Annotated in this window: 22 protein-coding genes; 20 read left to right on the forward strand and 2 right to left on the reverse strand. The window is 71.0% G+C overall.

Annotation, left to right across the window (positions count from 1 at the left end; genetic code table 11):
* Window positions 1–61 precede the first annotated feature (61 nt).
* The 20 genes from ACH35V_RS06880 to ACH35V_RS06975 all read left to right on the forward strand — a co-directional run bounded on the left by ACH35V_RS06880 (window position 62) and on the right by ACH35V_RS06975 (window position 18,360).
* Complete coding sequence (locus ACH35V_RS06880) at window positions 62–1,468, forward strand: sensor histidine kinase (RefSeq protein ID WP_395970689.1); 1,407 nt, start codon at window positions 62–64, stop codon at window positions 1,466–1,468.
* Window positions 1,469–1,570: 102 nt separating this feature from the next.
* Complete coding sequence (locus ACH35V_RS06885) at window positions 1,571–2,224, forward strand: response regulator (RefSeq protein ID WP_395970690.1); 654 nt, start codon at window positions 1,571–1,573, stop codon at window positions 2,222–2,224.
* Between the two features lie 207 nt (window positions 2,225–2,431).
* Window positions 2,432–2,650: a 50S ribosomal protein L31 gene (gene rpmE / locus ACH35V_RS06890; RefSeq protein ID WP_121434040.1), complete on the forward strand. Its 219-nt coding sequence runs from the start codon at window positions 2,432–2,434 to the stop codon at window positions 2,648–2,650.
* 155 nt (window positions 2,651–2,805) lie between these two features.
* Window positions 2,806–3,870, forward strand: a complete 1,065-nt coding sequence (gene prfA, locus ACH35V_RS06895) for a peptide chain release factor 1 (RefSeq protein WP_395970693.1) — start codon at window positions 2,806–2,808, stop codon at window positions 3,868–3,870.
* Window positions 3,871–3,979: 109 nt separating this feature from the next.
* Window positions 3,980–4,840 (forward strand): peptide chain release factor N(5)-glutamine methyltransferase, encoded by an 861-nt coding sequence (gene prmC / locus ACH35V_RS06900; RefSeq protein WP_395970695.1) that lies wholly within the window; start codon window positions 3,980–3,982, stop codon window positions 4,838–4,840.
* A gap of 72 nt (window positions 4,841–4,912) precedes the next feature.
* Window positions 4,913–5,776, forward strand: a complete 864-nt coding sequence (locus tag ACH35V_RS06905; protein ID WP_395970697.1) for an L-threonylcarbamoyladenylate synthase — start codon at window positions 4,913–4,915, stop codon at window positions 5,774–5,776.
* A gap of 88 nt (window positions 5,777–5,864) precedes the next feature.
* Window positions 5,865–6,932 (forward strand): DUF2207 domain-containing protein, encoded by a 1,068-nt coding sequence (locus tag ACH35V_RS06910; protein WP_395970699.1) that lies wholly within the window; start codon window positions 5,865–5,867, stop codon window positions 6,930–6,932.
* A 101-nt stretch (window positions 6,933–7,033) separates the two neighbouring features.
* Window positions 7,034–8,185, forward strand: coding sequence for an MraY family glycosyltransferase (locus ACH35V_RS06915; RefSeq protein ID WP_395970701.1), 1,152 nt, complete (start codon window positions 7,034–7,036; stop codon window positions 8,183–8,185).
* A gap of 182 nt (window positions 8,186–8,367) precedes the next feature.
* Window positions 8,368–8,784: a hypothetical protein gene (locus ACH35V_RS06920; protein WP_395970703.1), complete on the forward strand. Its 417-nt coding sequence runs from the start codon at window positions 8,368–8,370 to the stop codon at window positions 8,782–8,784.
* Between the two features lie 84 nt (window positions 8,785–8,868).
* Window positions 8,869–9,090: a hypothetical protein gene (locus ACH35V_RS06925; RefSeq protein ID WP_395970705.1), complete on the forward strand. Its 222-nt coding sequence runs from the start codon at window positions 8,869–8,871 to the stop codon at window positions 9,088–9,090.
* Between the two features lie 61 nt (window positions 9,091–9,151).
* Window positions 9,152–9,946: a F0F1 ATP synthase subunit A gene (atpB, locus tag ACH35V_RS06930; protein ID WP_395970706.1), complete on the forward strand. Its 795-nt coding sequence runs from the start codon at window positions 9,152–9,154 to the stop codon at window positions 9,944–9,946.
* A 96-nt stretch (window positions 9,947–10,042) separates the two neighbouring features.
* Window positions 10,043–10,276, forward strand: coding sequence for an ATP synthase F0 subunit C (gene atpE, locus ACH35V_RS06935; protein WP_138646493.1), 234 nt, complete (start codon window positions 10,043–10,045; stop codon window positions 10,274–10,276).
* Window positions 10,277–10,307: 31 nt separating this feature from the next.
* A complete protein-coding gene (locus ACH35V_RS06940; RefSeq protein WP_395970708.1) occupies window positions 10,308–10,865 on the forward strand; it encodes a F0F1 ATP synthase subunit B in 558 nt (185 codons plus the stop codon).
* Window positions 10,862–11,689, forward strand: a complete 828-nt coding sequence (locus ACH35V_RS06945) for a F0F1 ATP synthase subunit delta (RefSeq protein WP_395970710.1) — start codon at window positions 10,862–10,864, stop codon at window positions 11,687–11,689. Before ACH35V_RS06940 ends, ACH35V_RS06945 begins: the two co-directional genes overlap by 4 nt.
* Before the next feature lie 38 nt (window positions 11,690–11,727).
* Window positions 11,728–13,362: a F0F1 ATP synthase subunit alpha gene (gene atpA / locus ACH35V_RS06950; protein ID WP_395970711.1), complete on the forward strand. Its 1,635-nt coding sequence runs from the start codon at window positions 11,728–11,730 to the stop codon at window positions 13,360–13,362.
* A gap of 5 nt (window positions 13,363–13,367) precedes the next feature.
* Window positions 13,368–14,264 carry a F0F1 ATP synthase subunit gamma gene (locus ACH35V_RS06955; RefSeq protein ID WP_395970713.1) on the forward strand — a complete coding sequence of 299 codons (897 nt, stop codon included), beginning with the start codon at window positions 13,368–13,370 and terminating at the stop codon, window positions 14,262–14,264.
* A gap of 2 nt (window positions 14,265–14,266) precedes the next feature.
* Entirely contained in the window at window positions 14,267–15,697 is a 1,431-nt protein-coding gene (gene atpD, locus ACH35V_RS06960; RefSeq protein WP_395970714.1) for a F0F1 ATP synthase subunit beta, read from the forward strand.
* Window positions 15,698–15,775: 78 nt separating this feature from the next.
* Entirely contained in the window at window positions 15,776–16,165 is a 390-nt protein-coding gene (locus ACH35V_RS06965; protein ID WP_395970716.1) for a F0F1 ATP synthase subunit epsilon, read from the forward strand.
* 40 nt (window positions 16,166–16,205) lie between these two features.
* Window positions 16,206–16,670 (forward strand): DUF2550 domain-containing protein, encoded by a 465-nt coding sequence (locus ACH35V_RS06970; protein WP_395970718.1) that lies wholly within the window; start codon window positions 16,206–16,208, stop codon window positions 16,668–16,670.
* A 163-nt stretch (window positions 16,671–16,833) separates the two neighbouring features.
* Window positions 16,834–18,360: a M28 family peptidase gene (locus tag ACH35V_RS06975; RefSeq protein WP_395970720.1), complete on the forward strand. Its 1,527-nt coding sequence runs from the start codon at window positions 16,834–16,836 to the stop codon at window positions 18,358–18,360.
* A 4-nt stretch (window positions 18,361–18,364) separates the two neighbouring features.
* Here the strand turns inward: ACH35V_RS06975 and ACH35V_RS06980 are convergent, their stop codons facing one another.
* The gene (locus ACH35V_RS06980) at window positions 18,365–19,297 is read right to left on the reverse strand and encodes a DUF4097 family beta strand repeat-containing protein (RefSeq protein ID WP_395970722.1); all 933 of its coding nucleotides are present in this window, start codon (window positions 19,295–19,297) and stop codon (window positions 18,365–18,367) included.
* 136 nt (window positions 19,298–19,433) lie between these two features.
* Window positions 19,434–20,060, reverse strand: coding sequence for a cob(I)yrinic acid a,c-diamide adenosyltransferase (locus tag ACH35V_RS06985; protein ID WP_395970724.1), 627 nt, complete (start codon window positions 20,058–20,060; stop codon window positions 19,434–19,436).
* Window positions 20,061–20,124 lie beyond the last annotated feature (64 nt).

Raw genomic sequence — 20,124 nt, forward strand, 5'->3', positions numbered from 1 at the left:
TCGCCCCACCTCGTGCCGGGCAGTCTTGGACCGTACGTTGGAACGGGCATGGAGGGACGACGTGGGCGAGCTGAGCAGGGATCGCGGGACCGGCGGCGCGACCGCCGGCGGCGCCGCCGCGCGGTGGGCGGCGGCGCGGTGGGCCACGGTGATGCAGGCCGGCGGGGACGCGGCGGCGACCGTCGCGAACACCCCGTGGACGCCGCTCGCCATGCTGAGGTCGTCGCTGACCTGGCGTTCGGCGATCTATCTGGCCGTCAGCATGGCGTTCGGGCTCGGCTGGTTCATCGTGCTGGTCGTCGGGCTGGCCCTGTCCCTCAGCCTGCTGATCATCTGGGTGGGCCTGCCGATGCTGGCGCTGATGATGATCGCGTGGCGGTTCGGCGCGATGCTGGAACGGCAGCTCGTCCGGGCGGCGTTCGGCGTCCGGATCGCGAGCCCGTACCGCCGGCTGCCGGCGGGCCGCAACCCGCTGACGAAGCTGAAGGGCATGGCGGGCGACCCCGCCACCTGGAAGGACCTCGCCTACCTCGCAGTGCTGTTCCCCATCACGCTGGTGGAGTTCGTCGTGTCCGTGACGGTCTGGTCGGCGACGGGGATGCTGCTGTTCATGCCGGTGATCGTGGCGGTGGACGGAAGCGGCGCCGAGGTCGGCGTCGGATTCGTCTCGTACTGGGCCGGCAACCCGCTGGAGGCGCTGCCGATCTCGGTGGGCGGGCTGTTCTTCCTCGTCCTGGCGATGTACGTGACGCGGATCATGGCGATCGGGCACTCGGCGTTCGCCGGGCTGATGCTCGGCCCGAGCCCGTCGCAGAAGGAGAACCTGGAGCTGCGGCAGCGGACGGAGCACCTGCGCGCCAGCCGCGCCCGCGGCGTTGACGCGGCGGAGTTCGAGCGGCGCCGCATCGAGCGCGACCTGCACGACGGCGCGCAGCAGCGGCTCCTGGCCGTGGCGATGGACATCGGACGGGCCCGCGCCAAGCTGGACGACGACCCCGAGGGCGCGCGGGCGCTGATCGAGCAGGCCCACGACGGCACCAAGGAGGCCATCTCCGAGCTGCGCGACCTGGCCCGCGGCATCTACCCGGCGATCCTCACCGACCGGGGCCTGGACCCGGCGCTGTCCGGCCTGGCGGGCCGCGCGCCCGTCCCCGTCGAGGTCGAGGTGGACCTGCCGGAGCGCCCGCCGGCGGCGGTCGAGAGCATCGCCTACTTCATCGTCGCGGAGTCGCTGGCGAACATCGCCAAGTACGCCCGCGCGACCCGCGCGTCCGTCCGGGTCGTCCGCGAGGACCGCTGGGTGGTCGTCGAGGTGATCGACAACGGGATGGGCGGCGCGGTGGCGCGGGCCGGGGGCGGGCTCGCCGGCCTCGCCGACCGGGCCGCGACGATCGACGGGATGCTCATCGTGGACAGCCCGTCCGGCGGCCCGACGATCATCCGCGCCGACCTGCCCTGCACCTGGTGACCCGGGACGGGGCCCGCCGCCACGGGCCCCGTCCCGTCGCCGTTGGGCCGCGCCCCGACGCCGCGGATCCCGTCGCGTCGCCGCAGGGCCGATAATGGGCGGATGCGGGTAGTGATCGCCGAGGATTCGGTGCTGTTGCGCGAAGGGCTCGTCCGGCTGCTCGACGACGCCGGGATCGAGACGGTGGCGACGGTCGGGGACGGCCCCGGCCTGCTCGGCATCGTCGAGGAGCACAAGCCGGATCTCGCGATCGTGGACGTGCGGATGCCGCCGTCCTTCACCGACGAGGGGCTCCGCGCCGCGCTGGCCGTCCGGGAGCGGCTGCCGGGCACGCCGATCCTCGTCCTGTCGCAGTACGTGGAGGAGCGGTACGCGACCGACCTGATCGGCGGCGGCGCCGAAGGCGTCGGCTACCTGCTGAAAGAGCGGGTGTCGGACGTCGCCGAGTTCATCGACGCGGTCCGCCGCATCGCCGCCGGCGGGACCGTCATCGACCCGGAGGTGATCGGCCAGCTGCTCGGCCGCCGCCGCACCGGCGACCCGCTGGAGGCGCTGACCCCGCGGGAGCGCGAGGTGCTGGCGCTGATGGCGCAGGGACGGTCGAACGGCGCCATCGCGGGGGACCTCGTCGTCACCGAGGGCGCCGTGGAGAAGCACATCTCGAACATCTTCATGAAGCTGAACCTGCAGCCAGCGCAGGGCGGGCACCGCCGCGTCATGGCCGTCCTGGCCTACCTGGGCCGCACCGACGCCTGAGCTCCGCGACGGCCGACCGGGACGCCGCCCGGGAACGTCCAAGATCGGGAATGCCCGGTGACGTCGGCACGTTCACCTATCTGGCACACTTGGGTAGCCAACCGCTGCGGTACCGGTTCACGTTCCCACGTTCTCTCGTGGCCCCGTCATGCGGACTCGGCCATGCGAGCCCGGAGCGCCCGGCGACCGCCAGAAGCGAGGAGAACCATGAAGCCCGACATTCACCCGAACTACGTCGTCACCACCGTGACGTGCACGTGCGGCAATACGTTCGAGACCCGCAGCACCGCCGAGAACGGCGTGATCCACGCGGACGTCTGCTCGAACTGCCACCCGTTCTACACGGGCAAGCAGAAGATCCTCGACACCGGTGGCCGGGTGGCGCGCTTCGAGCAGCGCTTCGGCAAGAAGAAGGCCGACAAGTAGAGGACGAGCGCCGCACCTACAGCGACCACTGACGGCCCGGGGACTCGCCATGGGTCCCCGGGCCTTCTGAATCGGCGTCGGAGGCCGCCGCGAACCGCCGCGAACCGTCGCGGTCCATCGCGGCCCCCGGCGCCGGAACGGGCCAGGAACACATCGTGAATCTCGACGAACTGATCAGCGAATACGCGGGCATCGAGGAACGGCTCGCCGATCCGTCCGTCCATGCCGACCAGGGCCTGGCGCGCAAGCTCGGCAAGCGCTACGCCGAGCTGCGGCCGATCGTCGAGACGCACCGGGAACTGGCGTTGACCGAGGACGACCTCGCCGCCGCCCGCGAGCTGGCGGGGGAGGACGAGGCGTTCGCGGCCGAGGCCGCCGACCTGGACGGGCGCCGCGAGGAGCTGGAGGAGCGGCTGCGGCGGCTCCTCGTCCCGCGCGACCCGAACGACGCCAAGGACGTCATCCTGCAGGTGAAGGCCGGTGAGGGCGGCGAGGAGTCCGCGCTGTTCGCCGGCGACCTGCTCCGCATGTACCTCCGGTACGCCGAACGCGTCGGCTGGAAGACCGAGGTCCTCGACTCGCACCCGTCCGATCTCGGCGGGTACAAGGACGTCACCGTCGCCGTGAAGGCCAGGGGCGCGCAGGACGAGGGCGTCTGGATGCGCCTGAAGTACGAGGGCGGCGTCCACCGGGTGCAGCGCGTCCCCGCGACCGAGTCGCAGGGACGCATCCACACCAGCGCCGTCGGCGTGCTGGTGACCCCCGAGGCCGAGGACGTCGAGGTCCAGATCGACGCGAACGACCTGCGCATCGACGTGTACCGGTCGTCAGGGCCGGGCGGGCAGAGCGTCAACACCACCGACTCCGCGGTCCGCATCACGCACCTGCCGACCGGCGTCGTCGTCTCCTGCCAGAACGAGAAGAGCCAGCTGCAGAACAAGGAGCAGGCGCTGCGGATCCTGCGGTCGCGGCTGCTGGCGATGGCGCAGGAGGAGGCCGACAAGGCCGCCGCGGCGGAGCGCAAGAGCCAGGTCCGGACGGTCGACCGGTCCGAGCGGGTGCGCACCTACAACTATCCGGAGAACCGGATCTCCGACCACCGGGTCGGGTACAAGGCCTACAACCTCGACCAGGTGCTGGACGGCGACCTCCACAACGTCACGCAGGCGCTCGTCGACGCGGACATGGACCGCCGGCTGGCCGAAGCCCAAGGATCATGAGCGCAGCGAACCGGGGGGCGCGGGGGGTCGTCCCCCCTCGGAAAGTCACGGTCATGAGCGCAGCGAACCGGGGGGCGCGGGGGGTCGTCCCCCCTCGGAAGGCAGATTCATGAACCTGCTGCTCGACGAGATCGCCAGGGCCACGGCGCGGCTCGCGGACGCGGGCGCCGCGTCGCCCCGCGCCGACGCCGAGGAGCTGGCGGCGGCCGTGCACCGGGTGAAGCGCTCGGAGCTGCACGGCGTCCCGGACGGCTCGTTCGACGCCCGGTTCTGGGAGTTCGTCGCGCGGCGCGAGGCGGGGGAGCCGCTGCAGCACATCACCGGACGTGCTTTCTTCCGCTACCTGGAGCTGAAGGTCGGGCCGGGCGTGTTCGTGCCGCGTCCGGAGACCGAGGTGATGGTCGGGTGGGCGCTGGAGACGCTGCGCGACATGGACGTCCGCGACCCCCTCGTCGTCGATCTCGGCACCGGGTCGGCGGCGATCGCGCTGTCGATCGGGCTGGAGGCGCCGCGCTCCCGCGTGCACGCCGTGGAGAAGGACCCGACCGCGTTCGTGCACGCCACCCGCAACATCGAGGAGCTGGACGAGCGCGGCCGCGTCCGGCTGCACCTGGACGACTTCGCCACCGCCCTGCCCGAGCTGGACGGGACCGTCGACCTGGTCGTGTCGAACCCCCCGTACATCCCGATGAGCGAGTGGGAGTACGTGCCGCGCGACGTCCGCGACCATGATCCGGCCGACGCGCTGTGGGGCGGCGGGGACGACGGCCTCGACGCGATCCGCGTGGTCGAGCGCACCGCGCGGCGGCTGCTGCGTCCTGGCGGCTACGTGGCGGTCGAGCACAGCGACCTGCAGGGCAACGGCGTCTACTGGGTGTTCGCGGAGGAGAACGGCTGGCGCGACGTCCGCAACCGACGCGACCTCACCAACCGGGACCGCTTCGTCACGGCCCGGATCGCGTCCGACTAGCGGTCTGGAGCGCCGCTATCCTGGGCGGTGCCATGCCGGACGAGCGCTGCGCAGATGGGAAGACGGGCGACCGTGAGCCGACGTTATGACTGCTCCGATCCGATGGAGCGCACCCGCGGGATCGCCGAGGCCGTGTCGGCCGTGCGGCGCGGCGAGCTGATCGTCCTGCCGACCGACACCGTGTACGGGGTCGGTGTGGACGCGTTCCTGGCGGACGCGGTGCAGAAGCTGCTGGACGCGAAGGGACGCGGCCGCGAGATGCCGCCGCCCGTCCTGGTCGGGTCGGTGCGGGCCGCGACGGCGCTGGTGGAGAACCTCGGCACCTACGGGCAGGACCTCGTCGACGAGTTCTGGCCGGGCGCGCTGACGCTGGTGTGCCGCGCCAACCCGAACCTCATGTGGGACCTCGGCGAGACCAAGGGGACCGTCGCGCTGCGGATGCCGATGCACGAGCTGGCGGTGGAGCTGCTGAAGGAGACCGGCCCGATGGCCGTGAGCAGCGCGAACCTCAGCGGCCGGCCCGCGGCCCGGGACGTCGAGGAGGCCGAGAAGATGCTCGGCGACGCCGTCTCGGTCTACCTGGACGGCGGCGTGTCCGGGCACGCCGACCCGTCGACGATCGTGGACCTGACCGGGTCGGTGCCGCGGCTGCTGCGCGTCGGCGCCATCCCCGAGGACAAGATCCGCTCGGTGGTCGGGGTGCTGCTGACCGAGGAGGACGAGGAGGACGAGGCGGACGAGCCCGACGAGTCCGGCGATTCCGAGGACTCCGACGGGCCCGCAGACGCCGCGTCCGGGCCGGAGATCGGTAAGCCTTCCCTCACCAAGGGAGACGGCGCGCACACCCAGGACGCGCCCGCTGAGCCGTCCCCCGAGGCCGCTGAGCCCGCAGAGGCCGCGGCGAAGCCGTCGCTCACCAAGGACGACGAGAAGTAGCGCAGGTCGAAGCCGTCCGGAAGCCTCTCCTAACCCGGCGAGAGTATCGGCGTCGTTACACCCGCATGATCTCGGCAACGGTGGAACCATGCCTGACGTGCGTGGCCGTGTCCGGGGGCCTGCGATCACCGCGGGCGTGCTGCTGACCCTCGTCCTAGCGCTGCCCGCCCCCGCCCCCGCCACCGCTTCCGCCTCCGCCTCCGCCTCCGATGAGCGCATCCCGACCTACGACGTCCTCCTCACGATCGGCGCGGACGGCGTCCTGTACGTCCGGGAGACGATCACCTACGACTTCGACCGGGGCGGCGAGCACGGGATCGTGCGGAGCGTCCCGTTCCGGCACGGCGACCGGGTGTACGACGTGCGGGACGTCCGGACCAGCTCGTCCACCGGCGCCCCGTCCCGGGTCAGGACGACGCGGTTCCTGAACGACGTGCGGATCAGCGTCGGGGACCGGAACCGCGAGGTCAGCGGGCGCCAGGCGTACGTGATCGAATACGCCGTGGCGTGGGCGTTCACGCCCCGCACCCGCCACGACGAGCTGCTCTGGGACGCCATCGGGACGGCCTGGAGCGTGCCGATCGGGAACGCGGCCGTCCGGGTGGAGGCGCCGGTTCCGCTGCGGCATGCCGCCTGCCGGGCGGGCGCCCCCGGCGCGACGACCCGCTGCCTGCGCGACCGCGACGGCCCCTACGCCGTGGACTTCATCCAGCGCGGGCTCGCCCCGCACGAGGGCATGACGATCAAGGTCAAGCTGCCGAAGCGGGCGATCGCCGTGCAGCCGCCGCGGTACGTCCCGCCGCGCTGGACGGGCGGCTGGACGGGCACCGCGCTGCTCGCCCTCGCCCTCGCCGCCGTGGCCCTGCTCGCCCGCCGCCCGGCGCTGCCGGGACGCGCCGGCGCGGGCCTGGCCGCGGCCGGATTCCTGCTGGTCGTCGCCGACGCGGGCGACGACCTGGCCGCCCATGGCGGATGGGCGTTCTCGCTCGGGGACCGGTGCCTCGCCGGCCTCGCGCTCATGATCGTCGGGGCGGGGATCAGGTGCGCCCGCCGGTTCCGGGACGGCGCGATCGGGCACCGGACGGTCGCCGGTCGGACTACAGTTGGTCGGTCGCGATGTGAACAGATCGTCCCGGCGAGCCGTCTACCAAGGTGACGGCCCGCGCGGACGGGGTACGGAGCGTGCGCGGGCGACCGCGAGGCGTGCGAGACGCGCCGGACGCGCCGGGCGGAATCGGTGAAGGGAGGCGCAGGGGAGTGCGGGAATACCTGCTCAGCATCCTGGTCGCCGCCCTCGTCGCCTACCTGCTGACGCCGCTGGTGCGCACGTTCGCCGTCTGGTTCGGCGCGCAGGCCGTCCCCCGCGAGCGCGACGTCCACGTCATCCCGACGCCCCGGCTCGGCGGCCTCGCGATGTTCGGCGGGATGGTCGCGGCGCTGGTGGTGGCGACCGGGCTGCCGGAGATGCGCAAGGTCCTCGCGGACGGCGACATCAGCGTCACCAGGGCGCTGCTGCTGTCCGGCGGCCTGCTGGTGCTGATCGGCATCGCGGACGACCGCTGGGAGGTGGACGCCCTCACCAAGTTCGCCGGCCAGGTCGCCGCGGCCGGGATCTTCATCATGCAGGGCATCCAGATCTACGTGATCCCGCTGCCGACGGGCGAGTCGCTGACGCTGCCGCCCGCCTACGGGGTGCCGCTGACGGTCTTCGTCGTCGTCGCGACGATCAACGCGGTGAACTTCATCGACGGCCTGGACGGCCTCGCCGCGGGCGTCGTCGGGATCGCCGCGCTGGCGCTGTTCTCCTACGCCTACCTGCTGTCGCGGACGGAGGGGCTCAGCACGCTGACCGCCGCGACCCTCATCGCCGCGATCCTGTTCGGGATGTGCCTGGGCTTCCTGCCGCACAACTTCAGCCCGGCCAAGATCTTCATGGGCGACACCGGCTCGATGCTGATCGGGCTGCTGCTCAGCGCGTCCACGATCATGCTGACCGGCCAGTTCGACCCGGCCGTGCTCGCCAACGGGCTGTTCCCGTTCTTCGTCCCGCTGCTGCTGATCCCGGCGGTGGCGGCGGTGCCGTTCATCGACATGCTGCTCGCGGTGTGGCGGCGCACCAACCAGGGCCGGTCGCCGTTCGCGCCCGACAAGCAGCACCTGCACCACCGGCTGCTGGAGCTCGGCCACTCCACCCGCCGCGCCGTCCTGATCATGTACTTCTGGGTCGGCCTGCTGGCGTCCGGCCTGGTCGGCCTGGCCCTGTTCGACGCCGCCTGGATGACACTGGGTGTCACGGTCCTCGTCGCGGTGGCCGGCGTCCTCGTCATGATCGCCAAGCCCCGCCGCCGCCCCGCCGCCGTCCCCGGCGGCGGCGACCGCTCCGCCGAGCGGCCCAGAATGCCGGTCTGACCTCGCCGTACCCCGGCGCGAGCAGACCCGGCTCCTGGGCTAGAGTCCGTGGTGCCTAGCGTGGGGGGTCGCTCTCTCCCCCCGGATCGCATTACCTCTAGGGTAATTGCGGACATACCGGACGCTTGTGATACCTTTCACGAACAACGGACGACCACTCAACGTGACCAGCCGGAGCCCTCATGCATACCTCCGACGCCCGGATGCTCCGCGGCGCCGCGATCCCGGCCGCCGCCGCCGGGGTGGGCGCCGTCCTCATCGGCCTGCTGACCGCCGGCGCCAAGGGCGCGTTCGCGGCGGCGCTGGCCACCGTCGTGGTGATCGCCTTCTTCTCGCTGAGCGCGCTCGCCGTCTCGTGGGCCGCCAAGTACTCCGCGCAGACGATGATGCTGGCCGCCCTCGCCAGCTACACGGTCAAGATCCTCGCGGTGATGGTGCTGGTCACCGCCATGGACGAGGTCACGATCTGGAACACCAAGGTCTTCGCCTGGACGGTCATCGGCCTCGCGCTGCTGTGGATCGCGGCTGAGTTCCGCCTCGCGATGCAGCAGAAGCTCTACATCGACGAACCCCAGAACGTCCTGGACCGGAGTCCGTGATGACGCACTCACGGACGGAGCCGGCCCGCAGGGACTACTCCAATATGACCACCGCATGGATGGCCTGCTATCGTCCGGAGCGCGATGAGCGAGCAGAAACGTCGGCCGGAGGACGGCCAACGGGAATTCGCCGATGCCGCCTGGTCCGTGCCCAGCTACCTCCTCTCCGGGATGATCATCTGGGGCGGTCTCGGGTGGCTGCTGGCCGAATGGACGGGCCAGAACTGGCTGACCGCGGTCGGTGTGGTCATCGGTGTCGGGCTCGCCGTCTACCTGGTCTACGTGAAGTACGGTCGCACCCTCTGAGCGGCCCCGCCGCCGAGGAAGCCTTCGTGAAACATCAACACAGTGATGAAGGGAACGCCGCGTGAACGCGCTGACGGTCCTCGCCTCCGAGGGGGCTGAGTTCCAGGCCCCTGGGACGGAGCTGTTCGAATTCCCGCCCCTCTTCGCCGGCGGCCCTGAGTGGCTCACCAAGCCGGTCGTCTTCGCGGTAGTCGGCTCGCTGGTGGTGTGCGTCTTCTTCTGGAGCGCGTTCGCCAAGCCCAAGCTGGTGCCGAAGGGCGTCCAGAACCTCGGCGAGATCGGCTACATGTTCGTGCGGGACGAGATCGCCCGCCCGTTCCTCGGCCGCAACACCGAGCAGTGGATGCCGCTGCTCATGTCGATCTTCTTCCTCGTCTGGATCTGGAACATCTTCGCGGTCGTCCCGATCATCCAGTTCCCGGTCGCCTCGCACATCGCGTTCCCGGCCGTGCTGGCGCTGTTCGTCTACTTCATCAAGGTGTACCTGGGCATCAAGCACCAGGGCCCGGCGAAGTACTTCACGAACATGATCCCGCGAGGCCTGCCGCTGCCCGTCTACTTCCTGCTGGTGCCGATCGAGTACCTCTCGACCTTCATCATCGCCCCGTTCACCCACGCGGTCCGGCTCTTCGCCAACATGTTCGCCGGGCACATGATCCTCGCGTTCTTCAGCCTCGTCGGCTTCTGGTTCCTGTTCGAGAAGCCCACGGTGGCCGGTTTCGGAGTCGGCATCATCGGGGTGCTGGTCACGATCCTGATGACCGCGTTCGAGCTGCTGATCCAGTTCCTGCAGGCGTTCCTGTTCACGATGCTCGCCGCCATGTACATCCAGAGCGGCCTGCACGCGGACCACTGAGCCCCAGGGCGGCGCCTCGACGTTCCGCCCGTACCGACAACCTCGTAAGCACAGACCGGCGAACCTTTCGCCGGCCGACAGAAAAGGAATGAAGCAATGGGAGTCCTCGCCGAGGTCAGCGGTAACGTCACCTCGATCGGGTACGGCCTTGCGGCCATCGGCCCGGGTATCGGCGTCGGCATCATCTTCGGCCAGGGCGTGAACGCCATCGCCCGCCAGCCCGAGCTGACCGGTGTCATCCGCACCAACATGATGCTGGGCTTCGTCCTCACCGAGGCCCTCGCCCTGATCGGCCTGGTCGCGCCGTTCATCTTCCAGGGCATCAAGTAGCGGGTCCGTCCCCTGAGGAAGGGCTGAAGACATGATCAGAGCGGCGTCCGTCCTCGCGGCGGAGGAGAACAACCCCCTCATCCCGCACACGTTCGAGATGGTCGTGGGCATCTTCTCGTTCGTCGTCGTCCTGGTCGTCGTCGGCAAGATGCTCGTCCCGCGGCTGCAGAAGACGCTGGAGGAGCGCACCGAGGCGATCGAGGGCGGCCTGGAGCGGGCCGAGCAGGCGCAGAAAGAGGCCAAGCAGGTCCTCGAGGAGTACAAGGCCCAGCAGAAGGCGGCCGCGGTCGAGGCGTCCAACGAGCGCCGCAAGGCCGAGGAGCAGGGCGCGCAGATCATCGCCCAGGCCAAGGAGCAGGCCCAGGTCGAGGCGCGCCGGATCGTCGAGAACGCCAAGGCGCAGATCGAGGCGGAGCGGCAGCAGGCGCTGCAGTCGCTGCGGGCCGAGATCGGCGCCATGTCGGTCGAGCTGGCCGGACGTGTCGTGGGCGAGTCCCTTGAGGACAGCGCGCGGCAGAGCCGGGTCGTCGACCGGTTCCTCGAAGAGCTCGAGGAGCGCGCTCGCACGCAGGAGCAGATCACATCATGACCATCACGGGAGCGGTGAGCAGGGCGTCGCTCGCCGAGGCCAGGGAGCGGCTGGAGTCGGTGATCGACTCCGGCGACTCCGGGCTGGCCGAGCTCGGCGGCGACCTGTTCGCGGTGCTGCACCTGATCGACCGCGAGCACGGCCTGCGGCGGGCGGTCTCCGACCCGGCGCGGGACGGCGCCGACAAGGCGCAGCTCGCCCGGATCCTGCTGGAGGGCAAGGTGTCGCTGGCCGCTCTCGGGCTGGTCGCCGACGTCGTCCGGCTGCGCTGGTCCAAGCCGTCGGAGCTGGCGGACGCGGTGGAGACCCTCGCGGTCACCGCCGAGGCCGCCCGCGCCGAGGCCGAGGGCAAGATCGACGACCTGGAGGACGAGCTGTTCCGGTTCTCCCGCGTCGTCGAGGGCGAGCCGGAGCTGCGCGGCGCCCTCGCCGGGCAGGGGCTGCCGGACGAGCGCAAGCTCGGCGTGGTCAACGCCCTGCTGGACGGCAAGGTCACCGCGTCGACGCTGACGCTGGTCACCGAACTGGTGCTGCGCCCGCGAGGACGTAGCCTGGAGGGTGGGCTCGCCGAGTACGGCAAGCTCGTCGCCCAGCGCAGGCAGCGGCTGGTGGCGCTCGTGCGCACGCCCGCCGAGCTGCCGGAGGCGCAGCGGACGCGGCTCGCCGCGGTGCTCGCCGCCGCGTACGGCCATGACGTACACCTGAACATCGAGATCGACCCCACGGTGATCGGCGGAATGTCGGTCGAGATCGGGGACGAGATCATCGACGGCACGATCGCCGGACGGCTGGACGACGTCCGCCGGCGGCTCGGTTCCGGCTGAGGCCGGCAGAGCGGACTCTGAGGAGCAAGAGAGGAATCATGGCGGAGCTGACGATCCGTCCGGATGAGATCCGGAACGCGCTGGAGCGCTTCGTCCAGTCGTACGAGCCCGATGCCGCCGCGCGCGAAGAGGTCGGCACCGTCGTCGATTCCGGCGACGGCATCGCCCACATCGAGGGCCTGCCGTCCGCGATGGCGAACGAACTCCTCGAGTTCGAGGACGGCACCCGTGGCCTGGCTCTGAACCTGGACGTACGCGAGATCGGCGCCGTTGTCCTGGGGGACTTCAGCAAGATCGAGGAGGGCCAGAAGGCCCGCCGCACCGGCGAGGTCCTCTCGGTCCCCGTCGGCGACGGCTTCCTCGGCCGCGTCGTGGACGCGCTGGGCAACCCCCTGGACGGCAAGGGCCCGGTGGAGAGCACCGAGCGCCGCGCACTCGAACTGCAGGCCCCCACGGTCGTGCAGCGCCAGTCGGTCAGCGAGCCGCTGCAGACCGGCATCAAGGCGATCGACGCGATGACCCCGATCGGCCGGGGCCAGCGGCAGCTGATCATCGGTGACCGGCAGACGGGCAAGACGACCGTCTGCGTGGACACGATCATCAACCAGAAGGAGAACTGGGAGTCCGGCGACGAGAAGAAGCAGGTCCGCTGCATCTACGTCGCGATCGGGCAGAAGGGCTCCACGATCGCGAACGTGCGCCGCTCCCTGGAGGAGGCCGGCGCGCTGGAGTACACCACGATCGTGGCGGCGCCCGCGTCCGAGCCTGCGGGCTACAAGTACATCGCCCCCTACACCGGGTCCGCGATCGGGCAGCACTGGATGTACCAGGGCAAGCACGTCCTGATCATCTTCGACGACCTGTCGAAGCAGGCGGAGGCGTACCGCGCCGTGTCGCTGCTGCTGCGCCGCCCCCCGGGCCGCGAGGCTTACCCCGGTGACGTGTTCTACCTGCACTCGCGGCTGCTGGAGCGCTGCGCGAAGCTGTCGGACGACCTGGGCGCCGGTTCGATGACGGGTCTGCCGATCATCGAGACCAAGGGCAACGACGTGTCGGCGTACATCCCGACGAACGTCATCTCCATCACCGACGGGCAGTGCTTCCTGGAGTCGGACCTGTTCAACCAGGGCGTCCGGCCGGCGATCAACGTCGGCATCTCGGTGTCCCGCGTCGGCGGCGACGCGCAGGTGAAGGCGATGAAGCAGGTCGCCGGCACGCTGCGGCTGGCGCTGTCGCAGTTCCGCGACCTGGAGGCGTTCGCGGCGTTCGCGTCCGACCTGGACGCCGCGTCCCGCGCCCAGCTGGACCGCGGCGCCCGCCTGGTCGAGCTGCTGAAGCAGCCGCAGGGCAGCCCGTTCCCGGTCGAGCAGGAGATCGTGTCCGTGTGGGCGGGCACCTCCGGCGAGCTGGACGACGTGCCCGTCGCCGACGTCCGCCGTTTCGAGCGCGAGTTCCTCGACTACATGGAGCGCGAGCAGAGCGGCTTCCTGACGTCGCTCCGCGAGACCGGGAAGCTGTCGGACGACGGCCTCACCAGCCTCAAGAGCGCGGTCACGGAGTTCAAGAAGGGCTTCCAGACCAGCGAGGGCGAGCTGCTGGCCGAGGAGCCCGTCGAGGCGATCGCGGACGAGGACGTCGAGCAGGAGACGATCACCCGCGTCAAGAAGGACTGACGGCGATGGCCGCACAGCTTCGCCAACTCCGGCAGCGGATCAAGACGGTCAAGTCGACCGCCAAGATCACGCGTGCGCAGGAGATGATCGCCACGTCGCGGATCGTCAAGGCCCAGCAGGCGGTGGCGGCGTCCAAGCCGTACGCCGACCAGATCACGCAGGCCCTGTCCGCGCTGGTGAGCCATCATGTGGGGATCGACCATCCGCTGCTGAAGGAGCAGCCGGCCGACACCCGCAGCGCCGTCCTGATCATCACCAGCGACCGCGGGTTCTGCGGCGCGTACAACGCGAACGTGATCCGCGAGGCCGAGTCGCTGATCAAGGCGCTGCGGGCCGAGGGCCGCGAGCCCGTCCCGTACGTCGTCGGCAACAAGGGCATCACCTGGTACCGGTTCCGGGACCGGGACGTCGCGCAGAGCTGGCACGGGTTCAGCGACCGCCCGGCGTTCGTGAACGCGGAGGAGATCGGCCGTCGGCTGACCGACGACTTCCTGAAGACGGACGCGGAGGGCGGCGTCGGCGAGATCCACGTGGTCTACACCGAGTTCGTCTCGATGCTGACGCAGGCCGTCCGGGTCACCCGGCTGATGCCGCTGGAGATCGAGGAGGCGTCGTCGGACAAGGTCCCCCCGGCGTACGAGTTCGAGCCGTCCGCGTCGGCCGCGCTCGACCTGCTCCTGCCCAACTACATCGAGAGCCGCATCTTCCACATGCTGCTTCAGTCGGCGGCGTCGTTCCAGGCGTCCGTCCGGCGGGCCATGAAGTCGGCGACCGACAATGCCAACGAACTGATCGGGGTCTACACGCGCCAGATGAACCAGGCGCGGCAGGCCGCGATCACCCAGGAAATCAGCGAGATCGTCGGTGGCGCTGACGCGCTCGCCGAGTCTGGCGGGGAGTGATAATGACTGCTCAGGTAGAGACGGCGACCGCCACTGGGCGCGTCGCGCGTGTCATCGGCCCGGTCGTCGACGTGGAGTTTCCCGCCGACAGCATCCCGGACATCTACCAGGCCCTCCACGCGCAGGTCGCGCTGGGCGGCGAGGAGAAGACCCTGACGTTCGAGGTCGCGCAGCACCTCGGCGACAACATGGTCCGGGCGATCTCGATGCAGCCGACGGACGGCCTCGTCCGCGGCGCGCCGGTGACCGACACCGGCAAGTCGATCGCGGTGCCGGTCGGCGAGATCACCAAGGGGCACGTGTGGAACTGCCTCGGTGACGCGCTGGACGTCCCGACCGCGTCCCTGGAGATCAACGAGCGCTGGGGCATCCACCGCCGCGCGCCGGCCTTCGACCAGCTGGAGTCGAAGACCGAGATGCTGGAGACCGGCATCAAGGTCATCGACCTGCTGTGCCCGTACGTCCAGGGCGGCAAGATCGGCCTGTTCGGCGGCGCGGGCGTCGGCAAGACGGTGCTCATCCAGGAGATGATCCGCCGGGTCGCCCGCAACTTCGGCGGCACCTCGGTGTTCGCCGGCGTCGGCGAGCGCACCCGCGAGGGCAACGACCTCTGGGTGGAGATGGCAGAGGCGGACGTCCTCAAGGACACCGCGATGGTGTTCGGCCAGATGGACGAGCCGCCGGGCACCCGGCTGCGGGTCGCGCTGTCCGCGCTGACGATGGCGGAGTACTTCCGCGACGTGCAGAACCAGGACGTGCTGCTGTTCATCGACAACATCTTCCGGTTCACGCAGGCCGGCTCGGAGGTGTCCACGCTGCTCGGGCGCATGCCGTCCGCGGTGGGCTACCAGCCGACGCTGGCCGACGAGATGGGCGTGCTGCAGGAGCGGATCACCTCGACGCGCGGTAACTCGATCACCTCGATGCAGGCGATCTACGTGCCCGCCGACGACATCACCGACCCGGCGCCGCACACCACCTTCGCGCACCTGGACGCCACGACGACCCTGTCGCGCGGCATCTCGGAGAAGGGCATCTTCCCGGCCGTCGACCCGCTCGACTCCACCTCGCGGATCATGGACCCGCAGGTGCTGGGGAACGAGCACTACTCGGTCGCGCAGGAGGTGAAGCGGATCCTGCAGAAGTACAAGGAGCTGCAGGACATCATCGCGATCCTCGGCATCGACGAGCTGTCCGAGGAGGACAAGGTCACCGTCCAGCGGGCGCGGCGCATCGAGCGCTTCCTGTCGCACCCGATGTACGTGGCCGAGCAGTTCACCGGCCAGCCCGGCGAGACCGTGCCGAAGGACGAGACGATCGCCTCGTTCAAGGCGCTGGCGGAGGGCAAGTACGACCACCTGCCCGAGCAGGCGTTCTTCATGTGCGGCGGCATCGAGGACGTCGAGCGGAAGGCCAGGGAGCTGGAGAAGTAGCCCGCACCGGCGGGGCCGCCGCTTGACTGCGAGGGGCGGCCCGCCGGCGACGGCTCCCGGTGGACTCGGAGGGAAAACGTGGCAAACCTGAAGGTCGGGCTGGTCTCGCCGGAGCGCGAGATCTGGTCCGGCGAGGCCAAGACGGTGGTCGCCCAGACCATCGAGGGCTCGCTCGGCATCCTGCCGGGCCACGCCCCGGTGCTCGGCATCCTCCTCGACGGCAGCGTGGTGAAGATCGAGCCGGCCGACGGCGGTGAGCCGATCACCGCGATGGTCGGCAGCGGCTTCTTCTCCGTCGCGGCGGACGAGGTGTCGGTGCTGGCCGAGCAGGCCGAGCTGGGCGACGAGATCGACGTCCCGGACGCCAGGCGGGCGCTGGAGGACGCGCTCGCGGCCGAGGGCGGCGACGACGCGACGCCGGAGCGGCGGGCCCGCGCGCGGCTGCGCGCCGCGGGCATCGAGGCCTAGCCGCGCGGGGCGCGGCGGCTCAGGGCGGACGGCGGGGGATGTGGGCGAGCACCTGGCATGGGACGCGGGCGGGGTGCTCGCCGCGGTCGTCGTGGTGGCGGCGCTGCTGTTCGCGTCCATGGCGGTGCGGCGTCGGCTGTTCACCCGCGGCGGCGGCACCGTGGAGTGCAGCCTGCGGGAGCTGTCCCCGGAGGGCGGAGCCCCGGGAGTGTGGCGGCTCGGCATCGGCCGCTACAAGGGCGATGTCCTGCACTGGCACCGCGTGTTCGGTTTCCGTACCAGGCCCCGGCAGGTGATCCACCGCCGGGGCCTCGTCGTGTCCAACCGCCGCCGTCCCGGCCCGGAGGAGGCGGAGGGCCTGCTGCCGGACGTGAGCGTCATCGAGGTCAGGGACGGCGACCTGACGGTGGAGCTGGCGATGGGCGCGGCGGCGCTGACGGGGTTCCTCGCCTGGCTGGAGGCGGCGCCGCCCGGCTTCCCCGTGGAGCTGCATCCCCCCGAATGACCTGGCCCTGGCCGAGCGCCTCCGTGATTGAGGCGGTCTTGGGTACGGGTTGGTAAGGCGCAGGTATGGAATTGGCGCGGGTGAGCGCGTCACCGTTGTGGGCCGGTGCGGCGCGGGTGAGGATCGCTGCTGGTCAGCTCCGTCCTCGTCCGCAGGAGTGCACGTGCGCAAGCTGCTCATCGGCGCCGCCGTGGCGTTGCCCCTCGCCGTTCTGCCCGCCGCCGTCATGCCCGCGGGGTCTCCGGCCTCCGGCGCCGGGCCTGGCCGTCCCGAACTCGCGAAGCTCGTCACGCTGAAGGACGTCGTGGCGCACCTGGAGGCGTTCCAGGAGATCGCCGACTACAACGGCGGCAACCGCGCGTCGGGCGGCGCCGGGTACGACGTGTCGGTGCGGTACGTCGCCGGACGGCTGCGGAAGGCCGGGCTCACCCCGAAGATCCAGAAGTTCGACTACCCGTTCTGGCGGGAGAGGTCGCGGGCGGTGCTGGCGCGGACGGCGCCGTCCAAGGCGTCCTACCGGCACGGCAGGGACTTCGCCACGCTCGCGTACTCGGGGGCCGGGAAGGTGACGGCGCGCGTGATCGCCGTGGACGTCCCGTCCAGGGGCGAGGGGACGAGCGGCTGCGAGAAGGGCGACTTCAAGGGCTTCACCCGGGGCTCGATCGCGCTCGTCCAGCGCGGGACCTGCACGTTCGCCGTCAAGGCCGCGAACGCGCGGGCCGCGGGCGCGTCCGCCGTCGTGATCTACAACAAGCCCGGCGAGCAGGGGCTGCTGAACGGCACGGTGGGCAAGCCGGCCGGGATCCCGGTCGTCGGCACGTCCCGGACGGTCGGCGTCGCCCTGGCCAAGGCGGCGAAGAAGGGCGGGGTCACGCTGCACGTGCGGACCGACACCGTCCACGGGAAGCGGCGCTCGTCCAACGTCATCGCCGACACCGGACGCGGACGGGCCGACAACGTGGTGCTGCTCGGCGCGCACCTCGACAGCGTCCCGGAGGGCGCGGGGATCAACGACAACGCCACCGGCGCGGCCGCGCTCCTCGCCATCGCCGCGAAGATCGGGCGCCTCGGCAAGGACGGGCTGCGCAACCGGGTCCGGTTCGCCTGGTGGGGCGCGGAGGAGGAGGGCCTGCGGGGCTCCACGCACTACGTGAAGTCGCTGTCCCGCGCGAACCGCGAGAAGATCGCGGTGGCCCTCAACTTCGACATGCTCGGCTCGCGCAACGGCACCCGCGGCGTCTACGACGGCGACCACTCCACCCGCGCCGGGACGCGCGGCCCCGCCGGATCGGGCGCGATCGAGAAGATGTTCCGCGACTACTTCAAGAGCCGCCGCCTGCCGACGACCGAGCACGTGTTCAGCGGACGCTCCGACTACGGCCCGTTCATCGAGGCGGGCATCGCGTCCGGCGGCATGGCCACCGGCGCGGACGGAGTCAAGACCGCGGCGGAGGCCAAGGCGTTCGGCGGCCGGGCGGGCAAGGTGTACGACCCCTGCTACCACGCCAGGTGCGACCGGCTGAAGAACGTCAACCACAAGCTCCTCGACACCAACGCCGACGGGATCGCGCACGTCACGCAGCACCTGGCCCGGACGACCGTCGCCGTGAACGGCGGAGCCCGCCTGACCGTCGGCGGCGTCCCGGCGTCCGACGCTCCCGCCTGGCAGGGCCCGTACCGGCTCCGCTAGGGCTCTAGGCGGGCGAGACGGTGATGCTGCCGTTGCCGCTGCGGAGCTGAAGCTGGTGCCGCGCGCCCGAGTCCTGCCGGACGGCCGAGTCGACCCGCTCGCCGCCGTTCGCGCTGGACATGCTGATCGCGTAGCCCTCGCTGGTCGGGACGCGGACGTGCACCGACCCGTTGTCGCTGACGGCGCGGACGCTCGTCGGCGGCGTGATGAGCCGCAGGTCGATGCTGCCGTTGCTCGTCTCGGCGGTGATCCGGTCGGTGGTCAGGTCGCCCGCGTCGATCGAGCCGTTGTCGGTGCGGACGTCGGCGACGGTGGCGCGTCCGCTGAGCTCGATGCGGCCGTCGTAGGTGTGGGCGGTGAGCTGGTTCACGGTGAGGCCGGTGGCGTTGATCGAGCCGTTGTCGCTGCGCAGGACGGCGGTCGTAGCGCGTCCGGCGACGTTGATCGAGCCGTTGTTCGAGCTGATCGCGGCCGTCGTCGCGCGCAGGTCGGTCACCTTCATCGAGCCGTTGTCGCTGTGCAGCTTCACGGCCCCGCTGAGCCCGGACGCGACGACCGCCCCGTCGGCGTTGTCGACCTCCACGGGCATGTTGTGCGGAACCGCGACGCGGTAGGAGACGCCGCAGTTCGTGTACCCGATCGTGGCCCTGGCGCACTTGGACGACAGCGAGAGCGTGTCGCCTTCGACGGTGTGCCGCGCCTCCGGCTTGTTCTTGTCGTTGGACCAGCGCAGCCGTTCCCGCACCTTGACGCCCGGGGAGTCGGACGCCGTGAGCACCAGCCTGTTGCCGTTCGACTTGATCTTCAACGCGGTGATCCCGGCGGGCGCGGAGTAGGAGCGGTCCTCCTGATGCGTGCCGAAGGTCAGGTTGCCGCACCCGGTCAGCGTCGCCGCGGCCGCGGCCGTCGCGACGGCCGTGATCGTCAGGGTCCTCACGTGGTCACTCCTGTTGTCGCTGTGCGCCCTGCGGAAAGCTGTGCGCCCGTACGGAACCAGCCTGCTCCGCAGGAGGCGGCGTCACCAGGAGGGGAACCGGTCTCCCAGGGGTGGGGCTAACCCCACCATGGTGGTCTCAACGTTCCCCGCCCGGCTTCCAGAGCACGTCGCCGTGCTCGGCGTTGGCGATGCGGCACAGGATGAACAGCAGGTCGGACAGCCGGTTGAGGTAGCGCGCCGTCAGCGGGTTCACGCCGCCGACCGGGGCCTCCGGGTCGCCCTCGGCGGCGGCGCCGTGCGCCTCGATCGCCGCCCACGCGGTGCGTTCGGCGCGGCGGCTGACCGTCCGCGCGACGTGCAGCAGCGCCGCGCCCGGCGACCCGCCGGGGAGGATGAAGCTGCGCAGCGGCGGGAGGGCCTCGTTGTGCTCGTCGCAGGCCGCCTCCAGCCGGTCGACGTACGACGCCTCCACACGCAGCGGCGGGTACGGCGGGTCGGGGACGACCGGCGCGCACAGGTCGGCGCCGACGTCGAACAGGTCGTTCTGGACGACGGTCAGCAGCGCGACGAGATCGTCCGGCAGGGCCCCCAGCGCGATGGCGGCGCCGATGGCGGCGTTGGCCTCCTCGACGTCGGCGTAGGCGGCGAGCCGCGGGTCGGTCTTGCTCGTCCGGGACGCGTCGCCCAGCGCGGTGGTGCCGTCGTCGCCCGTCCGGGTGTAGATCCGCGACAGGACGACGGGGTTGTCCCTGTTCTTCGCCATGTCGATCAGCCTAGCGACCGCCGCCGCCAGAAGGCCGTTCGGTAGGGTTCGAGAAATACCCCGG

Source organism: Actinomadura sp. 1N219, assembly GCF_044326405.1.
In the GTDB taxonomy this organism is placed as follows: Bacteria; Actinomycetota; Actinomycetes; order Streptosporangiales; family Streptosporangiaceae; genus Spirillospora.